At 41.5% G+C, this 12853-nt stretch carries 6 protein-coding genes; all 6 read right to left on the bottom strand.

Features of this window, described 5'->3' with window-relative positions; genetic code table 11:
• Window positions 1–64: 64 nt before the first annotated feature.
• Window positions 65–757: a hypothetical protein gene (locus tag BMX95_RS09050; protein WP_081197406.1), complete on the bottom strand. Its 693-nt coding sequence runs from the start codon at window positions 755–757 to the stop codon at window positions 65–67.
• 7 nt (window positions 758–764) lie between these two features.
• Entirely contained in the window at window positions 765–1169 is a 405-nt protein-coding gene (locus BMX95_RS09045; RefSeq protein WP_081197405.1) for a hypothetical protein, read from the bottom strand.
• 6 nt (window positions 1170–1175) lie between these two features.
• Complete coding sequence (locus tag BMX95_RS09040; protein ID WP_133053833.1) at window positions 1176–6086, bottom strand: T6SS effector amidase Tae4 family protein; 4911 nt, start codon at window positions 6084–6086, stop codon at window positions 1176–1178.
• Window positions 6087–6263: 177 nt separating this feature from the next.
• Window positions 6264–7268: a DUF6263 family protein gene (locus tag BMX95_RS09035; protein WP_081197403.1), complete on the bottom strand. Its 1005-nt coding sequence runs from the start codon at window positions 7266–7268 to the stop codon at window positions 6264–6266.
• A 31-nt stretch (window positions 7269–7299) separates the two neighbouring features.
• Complete coding sequence (locus BMX95_RS09030; RefSeq protein WP_081197402.1) at window positions 7300–7884, bottom strand: SMI1/KNR4 family protein; 585 nt, start codon at window positions 7882–7884, stop codon at window positions 7300–7302.
• Window positions 7885–7903: 19 nt separating this feature from the next.
• Complete coding sequence (locus BMX95_RS09025; protein ID WP_081197401.1) at window positions 7904–12850, bottom strand: DUF6443 domain-containing protein; 4947 nt, start codon at window positions 12848–12850, stop codon at window positions 7904–7906.
• Window positions 12851–12853 lie beyond the last annotated feature (3 nt).

Below are 12853 nucleotides of genomic sequence, written 5' to 3'. Positions count from 1 at the left end.
TTCTTTAACGAAAATGGCCCTCTCCCGGCTGAGCCGGGAGAGGGCCATTTTCGTTGTTCCCTAATTATATTTGTGCATACCGTCTACTATCCACAGGAAAAAAATCACCTTCCAGTCTTTCAATCAAACCTTCAATATCAACTGGAAGAAACGATGCCATTTCCAATTGACCTATTATAAATCCCCAATGATCGCAGAACTTACCATTGCTTACAATTTCCGGTTGATAATACACGTTCAAGGAATAGATTGGTAGAAATTTCCAGGCTCCGTCTACCTTCCTCCGTAACAACTCACCGACATAAATTGCGAGGTAACAATACAGGTTTTTGTCAATACGCTTCGGTTTGGTGCTAAATTTTAAAGTAATTATTTGGGACAATTCTTTCAAATATTGAGGATCATTTCGAAGCTCTACTTTAAAGTTCAACATTTCAGAAAGCCTTGAACAATAATAATCCATTTCATTGGCAAAATTTAAAACTCTGGATTTTTGCCTCTCCCAAAAAGACCCATCTCCCTTAACAGGATATACACCACTCTCAACCATTTTATTTAACGCTTCGGTGTTTTCGAAAAACAGTCCCTCTTTGTCACCTTTTCCCGGAAGTATTATGGCAGTTTTATCTTTGAAAACAGTTACAAAAGCAAGATTACTTTCAAGTTGATAGGTTGAGTCAATTAGAGACTGGTTCTTTTCTTCCAATTCATTTAAAGCGGCTGTACTCATAACTTTGTATCCAGACACTTCTTTCATTCTATCGTTAATTTGGTTTATATCTTTTAAATAAAGTGCTTACAGGTACTCCACTGAATGTGATATACAGCAGGTCGTTGTCAAATTCTACCTGATTAACATTAAGTATACTTTTATTTACCGTGTATGAGAATTGAAAAGAATTTCCAAACTTCCTTTGACTAACAGGCTTGCCCGCACTCATTTTATGTTCCATTCTGGTTTGAATGGAACATGTTCCCAAAGAATCAAAATACAGGAACTGCGGCGATACCAAAGCACCACGTTTTGCACCTTGATCAGAAGCTAATGCTTCTTTATATTCTGCACTTATCCAACTGCCAACAAGCCACTTTGGGAAAGAACTTTGAGCAGTAGTATATTTCACAGATAGCAATAAAGGTACAAGTGCCAATATCATTACTTTATTCATCTCAATTTATTTTATTTCCCAAAAAAGAATTTTTGTTCCACTAAACATTTGCATTGGATCAAAGTTACTCTGGTAGTGATCATTATCCCACAATTCTATATGAACATGGTCTGGTGATCTTACTCCGCCCTCATAAATATTCTCAAAATAAATTATACCCGTTCTGCCTGTTATTTTTGAAACAACATTGGTAGTCATACCATTATACTCTTCTGGTTTGCCAAATTTCAAGAGGAAGCGGGTTAAATTTTTTGCTCCAATAATGTTACCATTTCCCAATGGACTGGAGCCTGGATTTGTATAATTTTTTGCCCCTTTTAAACTTACCCCAGACTTTCTTAAGGCTATACTAACTCTTATTGCACACTGGTTAAAATATAAAAAGTTTTCTCCGGTTACATCATTTACCGGTTTTTTGGGATCTATGGGAGTTCGATCCGGACGAATATCATAAGGTAGCGGATAATTTGATAGTAATGTTTGAAATGATGGAAATTTAGGTTTAGGATCAAATAAATTATTATCATTTAGTTCATCACCTGGTCCTTCATGTGCATCATTTCCTCCACTATTCGATAGACTGGGACCTGAACCCATTCGAGTATTACTACTTTCTGAAGACCCCACCGGCATAGTAGCATTATCTCCATCTATAAGTCTAACAGTAGTTATGGCAGTTTGTATTGCTATACTGGTAACATTTAGTGCCAAACTGCCTAGAGAAGTTGCTGTTTCTACAGTTTTAACTGCCCTTACCGCTGTTACAAATACAGCTGCCTGATTGATTCCTTTGGTACTTTCTAAAAAATCACCTGCAAGTCCAACTACTGCACTTCCGCCCTCTAAGCCGTCTATATCAATATTCGTAACAGGATCGCAACTGGCATATTGAAAAGGAGTTAAATAAGGGTAATTGTAAGCAAGGGGATCAAGCTGGGTAAACCGGCCTACTTGTGCATCATAATTTCTGAAACCATAGTCATACCAACCCAGATCAGCGTCATCAAAGAGCTCTTTGTCATTATAAAGATAGTCATTCTTTAACTTCCCTTCATTCACATCCCCCGCCTTACGGCTACTGATGGCGGCAATTCTCAATCCGTAAGCATAATAATGATTTTCTTCTATAATATTTCCCCTTGTAATGCCCACTTTCAGGTTATCGAAGAATACATCCTGATCGTTTTGATTGCTTACGTAAACGAACGCATATCCATTCTTCGGCGCCTTAACGGTTCCTAAACCAATTGGGGCCGGGTCACTTCCTGAAGCGCCTACTTGTTGGTGCACCACACCTCCATCGGCCGCTTCTATAAAATTAAAACGCTCATCGAAAAACAAGACGGTTAAGTAGGCCTGAGGCGCTGTGCCGACACCACCCGCAGGCTGTACAGCATTTATAAATCCGGAAGTACCATTTAATTGATTTGTTATACCGGTAGCATTTGCTTTTACTATGCTGGATGCCACGCCGCCTCCTGTAATGGCTTGTGCCAAACTGGTTAACACTGTACTTACCATATTAGGACTGGTACCACCCGTTGAAGCTTCATAATAATAGTAAACGGAAGCATTTACCTTGTCACCAGCCATTACCTTTTGTAAGGTATTAGGGCCGATATTATGACCGGCATTATTACCCAACCGGCTAACTGAATTACCGAGGTTGGCATTTTGCCAGGCGGCTGGTTTCGGACAGCGCGTTGACTCTACTTCATTAGCTCCACCAGTTTGACCAAACACAGGATCCTCAGCCATACTGCGGCTGGTTTCCATGGTACACGTGTTATAAGCGCTGTGCGTTTCTTCGGTTAATATCATCCGCACACTCTGCTGATAATCTTTTACAAAATAATCATACGCACCCATTCTTCCATCGGGCAAGGTGATATTGCCGCTGACAGCCATTGCATCCAAACCACCATCCGTACTACTGGCAGTCGGTGTTATTGCCCGGATGCGGCCTTCTTCAAAGTTAATATAGGAAAGCGTTCCGCCACTGGTGGCAAAAGGCGGTGCGGCCGTTGTTGTAACAGATCCGGTTTCCTGGTATACAAACTGATTGATATAGGTCGTAATAGTGGCAGGGTCTCCCGATTCGGGTATATACACCCGTTGCAGCTTTTGGCCATCAGCACTGTATACGATCCTGATGGTTCCTTTGCCGGCTATTCGTATTTTTTCCGGCTTATCCAGAAAATTATAACTTATACCATTGGCATTAGCTACATTTTCCAGTTCCTTTGCATTTTTATTCAGATCAATCACCACGTTGCCGTTATTATCGTATACATAGTCAGCACCAGTTCCGTTACTACCATCTTTAAAGTCGCCTGACAAGCCATTTACATTTGTTGTTAGCATCTGGTCGGTTACACTTTGTAACTTGTTACTATAAGATGCGTAGGTATAACTCAATTCATCAATTGTTATAGGCGTTGCTGTACCGGGCATTACTCCCTTCTGCAGCATATTCAACAAATTCCCATTCAGGTCGTAAGTTATTTTTCCGTTTGTACCCGTAACGGAAAAATCCATTTTAGCATTGCCCCAGCCATCACCAGGGTGCTTTTGTTCTGTAAACGCTGCATTTATCAAGCGTCTCGCATTATCATAGGAATAATCATATTTACGCTGAGCATCATCACCCTGTGTGTTCCATAATACACCGGTAACCTGGCCGTTTAATTGCGATTTAGTGAAAACATTATCTCTATTATCATAGCCCAGGTACATACCAAAGAAATGCTCCCATTTATTATAATTTGCAGGATCCTTAAGCGCAAAATCTTTATTGATGCCTGTTATCTCATTATGAATATTAAAACTATATGCTAACGATTCGAGGCCATTACCTGTGCGCCCGTTTACCGGAACGTAGTCGGGATCAAAGTTGGTAGTTTTTATCCGGCCAACGTCATCATATTCATATGCGGCAACTGTTTTAAAAGTGTTGCTGCCAAATTGCTTTTGAATGGAAGTAACCCGGCCCAGTTTGTCAAAATTATTTTTGGTAAGCGTAATAAAATGACTAAAGCCCGTACCGGTTGTTGTGTGATCGGAACAGATGCTCATTATACGTCCATCAAAATTATATTGCCGGGTAGTGATGTCTGTGCCTGTTTTAATATTATCATTTAATGTTTGTATCAGCAGGCCATCTTCATCAAAGTAATTAGTAGTCGACAAAAAGGTACCAGACCCTAACACCCGCGCCATGCTACCGGTTGGCAGGCTGAGCGTACGTTTAGAAGTAACAATAGGCAATACATTGGGATCGGAGGTATTGTAAGCCGATAGGTTCGTGAACCCAGTGTTGAATTGCGTGGCCGTAGCAAAGGAATAATCATCGTAAAACTGGTATTTTACTATAGCCGTAACAGCAGTGTTATTAAGATCACTGTTCGAAACAGGATTATTAAAAGTTGAAGTATTTATTGAATACCCCTGTGCGTTGGTAGTAACAGCTAATGAAGTATTTACTGAGTTATTGATATCTGCCTGTAATTGAGTAACTGTTTTGGTAGTATTATATAATACAGTTGCAACAGGCCGGTCCAATTCATCGTATAAATTGGCAGTCCACTGTGGAGTTGATAAGGCAGCCTGGTTCCCATCCTGGGTAAAAACAAGCCGGTCACGAACATCGTACAACAAGTTTAACGGATCGGCTCCGGGAACTTTTTTCCAGATCATTCTTCCTTTGTCATCATAATTATATTGAAAACATAATTCTTTCAGCACCTGCGCTCCGTCAGTACCAGCAAAAGACCAGCCGTGACTATCCAGGTATTTGACTGCTTCGGGTTGCAACTCATAACGTAACAAACCTTTGTCATCGTAAATACTATACGTGCAGATCCAACCGGTATGTGCAGCAGATGGCGCATCATCGCTCTGCGTTTTCTTTAGGATCAGGTATCCTGACATATCTGTATAAGTAATAATCGATTTACCATTTTCATCAGTACCTATTGCTTTATATAAGGCATTGGCAGCATAGGCGCCCCTGTTAACAGGCGGATTACCCTGAATATAGTCTACGGTAAAGATCTGAACATTATCGGCTGCACTGTTCATATCATAGACAGCCGTTCTTCCCGTAGCATTGGACCAGGCAGCACCCGATCCATTCATTGTTTCTATCCTGTTTAGCGGGCTTTTATCAAATTGAATGGAAGCATACGCAGCCGTTTCGTTATATACGTTCGTATAATATTGCGGTTGTTCCGTAAGCGGCGCTGATTTATATTTCCCAATTTCAGTTGATGTAGTATAAGGAAGGTATTTTTGAGATTCCCGGCCAAACTGATCGTATTGAGAAAATTGCACCACATCTCCCCAAAGCCCACCCGGCGTAGCTGGTGTAGCGGTTTCACGGCTTATCTTTTCAACAGAACGCCCTAAACCATCTACATAACTGGTGGTTTGTATTTTCTGGCCAATAGGTAACTGATCTACCGTCTGCCAGGTAGTAACACCCGTTACCTGTACATCATGTTCCCGGACATAATTCCGGTCTTCCCAATTAGCTGAAACGACGGTTAGCTTTACCACATTGGAAAAAATAGATGCCCCATTTATATTGGTCGTTTGTCTTTTGAACCACATATTTTGTGTAAGTGGTCCCGGCGTGTAACTGCTTTGCGTTGCTCCCGCGATCATAGAAAAACCCGCATCATTGGGTGTAGTGTTGCTCCACCACTGGTAAGTTTGCCCCACCGATGGAAAGCCTGCAATATAGATCTCAACCAATTGATCAGGTGTTTGATTATACGTGTAATGGGTATTACCGCTAACCGGGCCTATGGCATGGCTGGGGTTCCAAAATTGAAATTGAGAAAATGCACTATTGGCAATGCTCAATAAAGTGAGGCTTATGAAACATAGCAGCCGGAAAGGTTTTCGATGTATCATCAGGAAAGATTTCATATTAAATAATGCAAACAATGTATAATGCCTGTTTCTGCCTGTTTATAGATTTAAAGCAATACAATCCTGATCAGCGTCAATTGAAGCCTTTTGGGCTCAATTGATGCCGACTGTTTTTTGCCGGATGCAGAAATAAATAATTAGAAAATAAACTCCTTTATTTTAGATAATCTTTTTCCCAGCCATTTTAACTTCCGTTTTTATGGTAACCGGAATTTCACGGCCCATCATTAGAAACGATCCTTCTACTTTAGCGGTCACTTTATTCTTCAACAACATGCCGGTTTTCGCATCTACTTCATATTCGCCTGATTGACTGCCTTGCAGATTTCCAGTTACCGGGTATCCCATCACTTTGGCTTCCGTTTTATCACTCTCGATCTGACCTTCTGAACTAATATATGCGATCCCATCATCTACATCCTTTAGTTTATACTTGGATGTTTCGTTCAATGGCACTTCTCCTTTTTGTTGAGATTGCAATTTCCACGTATCTCCTACCTCTATGGCTGAATCGGGAAAAAGATGGAAGGCCTGATCGATATTCTTTTTTATCAGGCCTTCACCAATTACTTTATCCCATTTTTCCAGGGCCATATTTCTTGCCTGTAGATCTGTAATATTCAGGCCTGCTATAATTTTATCCCCCAATTCTTTATATCCGGTGATATCCTTTATTTTTCCTGCGGAACTAATAACAGCGGTGATATTCGTAGATTTTAAAACACCCAACATCTTCTCTACCGGATCGAATGTAGCATTTGCATTGTCCGCATCCATTTCCGACTCTTTGTCACCCGCTTTGGTATACAGGTGTATTTTATCGTAGTGCATTTGTAATAGATAATTACCTGCACTGTCTTTTTGAATATCATACGTGAGGCTCACATCCGATTTGTTCTTATTATTGATGCTTTTGCCTCCTGCCTCCAGGGCTATATCATATTCATTATTGATGGTATAATAATACTTGGAACCGGGTTGTAAATTCAATTGCAAACTCAGTGCATCGTCATTATTATCAGATCCGGTTGCTCCTCCTATCATTCCCTGGCCTTTATCCTTACGTACTTTACCATGCCCCGATGGGGTATTGCAGGCAAGGCCCAGGACTAAAATGCCAAGGAGGTATGAGGTTTTGGGTACGAATATGCTTTTAAATAACATGGTTTAAGAGTTGTGGTATTTTCCTTATTACTTAAAGAGACCAGTATTCCGAATTCACATTAATGCGTTTCCCTATCCTTCTAAACTCGTCTACATCCTTATTTAACCAATCTTCGTGTGCATCATATCTTAATGCACCGGTTTCATATGCTTCAATTGTTGTATCAATGAAAGATGCAATCGAATCATGATAACTAACCGGCTCTTCAACAAACAACAAGGATGCCGAATACAAATGCAGCTTTCCGTAGTCTTTGCTGTTCCTGTCGTTGTTGAATAAAAGATATTGCCCTGTAGAATCGGTTATCAGCGGAATAAAATTATCTTCCCAACTGCCGATAGTTTCATTAGCCTCCAATGCTTCGACTATATAATTTAATGAAACCAATGTTCCAAAATCAAATAACTGACAAAGAACCTGTGGATTTTGATCAGGGTCATATCCATTTTTCCATTTATATAACAATTTAAAATCCTCATCATTGATGTTCAGTTGTTCCAGATAATCATTTATTTCCCCATCGGACAAGGGCGCATAAAGCCGCTCATAATTGGTTAAATTAAATTTCCGAAGAGATGTATCAAACGATTCCAGCAAAGCATTAAATGTGGCCATAATAAATTAATTAAAAATACTAAAGTGGGGATAAAGCCCATGGCAAAGTAGCCCCTTCTGTAAAAAATACGGTTCCCCATTTTACAACTCTGTAAATTCCATAGATAACTACACCTGCGGTTACCCCCTGTCCCACACGCTTACCCACTTCTCTTATCGGCTCATTACGGATGACAGGAACCGGAATAGGTGTTAATTTAGGTTGGTTTTTTGATTCTGGCATCAAAATCGGAACACGCTGAAGCGCATCGGGTTTAAATAGCGGTACCAAAAACAAGTCTCCATCCTGCATATTATTGTCAGCATAAAACCACCTCAAACTGGCGCCATGACCTGTATTTTGACTTCTGGGAGCTGGTCGCATTATCGCAAATTGCCCCCCTTCCTTTGTTGACTTGTAAGCCACTTCATGTAAATCGAATATCTTTGAATTCGGATTTGAGACATCACTGTTAGCATCCCTGGCAGCTCTTCCATTTTTATCCTGCTGAGCCTGATTCTTTTCATAGTGAAACATTAAAAAATCAATACCAGGAAACTCGGGTAATTGTAACAATTGCGTTTTACCCGCTGCAGTTTGGGAATATTCAATATCTATTTCCTCGATGGCCGGATACCAAAACTCTGACCAGAATATAGGCGGCAACGGTCCCGAAGCAGGAGAGCCCAATAAAAGTGCTGGATTTTCAGTTCCTTGTGGCCCTTGTCCAACCTGAATTGTTCCTATTTTTCCGGTAACTATATTGCACACGTTAACGGACGTTTGCACAACTACACTGGTTACAGTCAAAGCCAGGCCGGTTAAATTTAACCCTGCATCTACAGTCTTTACCGCTCTAACAGCAGTTACAAATACGGCAGCCTGATCTATTGTTTTGCTGCCTACAAAAACATCGCCAGCTGCTTCAGCCACAAGGCCACCTACACTAAGGCCGTTAACATCAATATTGGTTATGGGATCATCACCTGCATAATGATAGGGTGAAAATACCGTATAGTCGTCGGCCAGGGGATCCACTGCCATAAATCTGCCGATCTGAGGATCATAATTCCTGAATCCATAGTCATACCAGTTCAGGTCACCATCATCAAAGAACTCCTTTTCGTTATAAAGATAGTTATTCTTTAATTTTCCTTCATTTACATCGCCTGCTTTACGGCTGCTGATGGCTGCAATTTTCAATCCATAGGCATAATAATGGCTCTCTTCAATTATATTCCCCCTGGTGATACCCACTTTCAGGTTATCGAAGTATACGTCCTGATCGTTTTGATTGCTTACATAAACAAACGCATATCCATTCTTTGGCGCTTTAACAGCACCCAAACCAATTGGCGCCGGGTCACTTCCTGAAGCGCCCACCTGTTGTTGTACTACACCCCCATCGGCCGCTTCTATAAAATTAAACCGTTCGTCGAAAAACAAGATGGTCAGGTAGGCTTGTGGGTTTGTGCCACCACCACCCGAAGGCTGTACAGCATTTATAAATCCGGATGTACCATTTAACTGGTTTGTAATACCGGTAGCATTTGCTTTTACCATGCTGGTAGCAGCACCGCCACCTGTAATGGCCTGCGCCAGACTGGTTAAAACCGTACTAACCATATTGGTATTAACGCCGCTGGCTGCAACTTCATAATAATATTGAGCAGAAGCGCTCACCTGGTCACCGGCCATTACCTTTTGCAAAGTATTGGGGCCAACATTGTGACCAGCATTATTACCCAACCGGCTAACCGAACTGCCCAGGTTGGCGTTTTGCCAGCCGGATGGTTTGGGATAGCGTGTTGTCTCTACTTCATTAGCTCCGCCGGTTTGACCAAATACAGGATCCTCCGCCAGGTACCTGTTCGATTCCATGGTACAAGTATTATAAGCATTGTGCGTTTCTTCAGTCAATACCATCCGCACGTTTTGCTGATAATCTTTTACAAAATAATCGTACACGCCCATCCGTCCATCAGGTAATCCGATATTCCCATTAACTTCCATCGCATCCAAACCACCATCCTGGGAAGTGTTCGTTGGTTGCATTGCCCGAATGCGGCCTTCTTCAAAGTTGATATACTGCAACACATCAGCACCGCTGCCAGTCGCCTGATATTGGAACTGGCCGATATAGGTGGTCGTAATAGCGGTTCCGCTTTCAGGTGTAAAAATCCGCTGGAGTTTTTCACCATCAGCATTGTATACTAGTTTGATGGTGCCTTTTCCTGCGATCCGTATTTTTTCTGGTTTATCCAGATAATTATAACTTACGCCATTGGCTCCCACTACATTTTCAAGGTCCTTCGCATTTTTGTTCAGATCCACCACTACATTGCCATTGTTATCATATACATAATCAGGAGCGGCGCCATTGCTGCCATCTTTAAAGTCGCCCGACAAGCCATTCACATTCGTGGCCGTCATTTGGTCGGTTACACTTTGTAATTTGTTACTGTAAGAAGCATAACTATAATTTAATTCATCTATAGTTATAGGTGCTGCTGTACCGGGCATCACTCCCTTTTGCAGCATGTTCAACAAATTACCATTGAGGTCATAGGTTATTTTACCGCTGGTACCCGTAACTGTAAAATCCATTTTGGCATTGCTCCATCCATCACCCGGGTATTTTTGTTCTGTAAAAGCAGCATTTACAAGCCTGTCGGCATTGTCATAAGTAAAGTCGTATTTGCGCTGTGCATCATCACCCTGGGTATTCCATAATACGCCGGAAACTTTTCCATCGAGTTGTGAGCCTGCAAATACGTTGTCCCGGTTATCAAAACCAAGGTACATTCCAAAGAAATGCTCCCATTTATTATAGTTTGCGGGGTTTTTAAGCGCAAAATCTTTGTTTATGCCTGTTAACTGGTTATGGATATTATAATTAAACTCCAGCGATTCAAGCCCTCCCCCGGTTCGCCCATTTACTGGAACGTAGTCCGGATCGAGGTGGTTTGTTTTTACCCTGCCCACATCATCATAATCATATGACGCAACTGTTTTGAACGCATTGCTGCCATATTGTTTTTGCACAGAAGTTATTCGGCCAAGCTTATCGACATTATTTTTGGTAAGTGTAATGTAATGGCTAAAGCCTGTACCGGTCGTTGTGTGATCGGAACAAACACTCATTACGTGACCGTCAAAATGATATTGCAGGGTAGTGATATCCGTTCCAGACTTTATGTTGTCCTTTAACGTCTGTATAGGCGCTCCCTTCTCGTCATAATAATGGGTGCTTGTTAAAAAATTATTGGAACCCAGTACTCTTGTCATGCTACCGGTAGACTTACCTATAATGCGATTAGACGAAAGAATTGGCAGCACATTTTGGTCGGAACTGCTGTAAGCAGACAAATTGGTAAACGCAGTACTGAATGATTGCGCACCTGCAAACGAATAGTTATCGTAAAACTGGTATTTTACAATTGTACAAACAGCACTATTATTAAGATCGCTGTTTGTAATGGGATTATTTTGTGTGGAAGTATTTATCGAGGCACCCAGTGCTGTGGTGGTAACAGTTGTTGAATTATTTACTGAATTATTGATATCCACCTGTAAATCAGCAGCTGTTTTTGTAGTATTATATAAAGTAGTGATAACAGACCGATCTAAATCGTCATACAAATTAGCTGTCCATTGAGGGGTTGACATGGCAGCCTGATTACCGTCTTGTGTAAACACTACCCGATCGCGGTTATCATACACAAAAGTTATCGGCGCTACGCCCGGAAACTTTTTCCAGGTCATCCTTGCCTTATCGTCATAATTGTATTGAAAGCAAAGTTCATTTAATACCTGTTGTCCGTTCGCACCAGCAAAAGACCATCCATTGGCATCAAGGTATTTTACGGCTTCCGGTTGTAATTGGTAACGCAACAATCCCTTGTCGTCATAAACGAAATAAACACACATCCAACCGGCATGAGCATCAGAAGGCACATCTTCTAATTGCATCTTTTTACATACTTGTTGCCCCAAATTATCGGTATAAACAATCACCTGTTTGCCTTTTTCATCCAGAAAGGATTGCTTATATAAAGTATTGGCATCGTAAGGACCACCATTCACTGGCGGGTTTCCCTGTACATAGTCGACCGAAAACTTCTGCACATTGTCGGCAGCAGTGTTCATGTCATATACGGCACCATTACCAGCAGCTGCGGCCCAGGCTGTTCCCGGCTGCTTTATATTAGTAATTCTGTTCAGGGGGCTATTATCGAACGTAACAGTGGAATATGCAGCCGTTTCGTTATAAGTGTTTGTATAATACTGGGGCTGCTCGGTAAGCGGCGCTGTTTTATACTTTCCAGCTTCGGTGGTTGTAGTATAAGGAAGGTATTTTTGAGACTCCCGGCCAAACTGATCGTATTGAGAAAATAACACCACATCACCCCATAGACCACCCGGTGTTGCCGGCGTAGCGGTTTCACGGCTTATCTTTTCAACCGAGCGTCCTATACCATCTACATAACTGGTGGTTTGTATTTTCTGGCCAATAGGTAACTGATCTACGGCCTGCCAGGTAGTAACACCTGTTACCTGTACATCATGTTCCCGGATATAATTGCGATCTTCCCAATTGTTGGAGACTACGGTTAGCTTTACCACATTGGAGAAAATGTAAGCGCCCAATATATTGGTCGTTTGCCTTTTGAACCACATATTTTGTGTAAGCGGTCCCGGTGTGTAACTGCTTTGCGTTGCTCCCGGGATCGCAGTAAACCCCGCATCATTGGGTGTAGTGTTACTCCACCACTGGTAAGTTTGTCCCACCGATGGAAAGCCTGCAATATAGATCTCAACCAATTGATCTGGCGTTTGATTATAGGCGTAATGGGTATTACCGCTAACCGGGCCTACGGCATGGCTGGGGTTCCATAGCAGAAATTGAGAAAATGCACTATTGGCAAAACTCAATAAAATGAGGCTTATGAAACATACCTGCCGGAAAGGTTTTCTACATTTCATCGG

This window comes from Niastella yeongjuensis (assembly GCF_900110245.1).
GTDB lineage: Bacteria > Bacteroidota > Bacteroidia > Chitinophagales > Chitinophagaceae > Niastella > Niastella yeongjuensis.
This window is presented reverse-complemented; position numbering and strand designations above follow the sequence as displayed.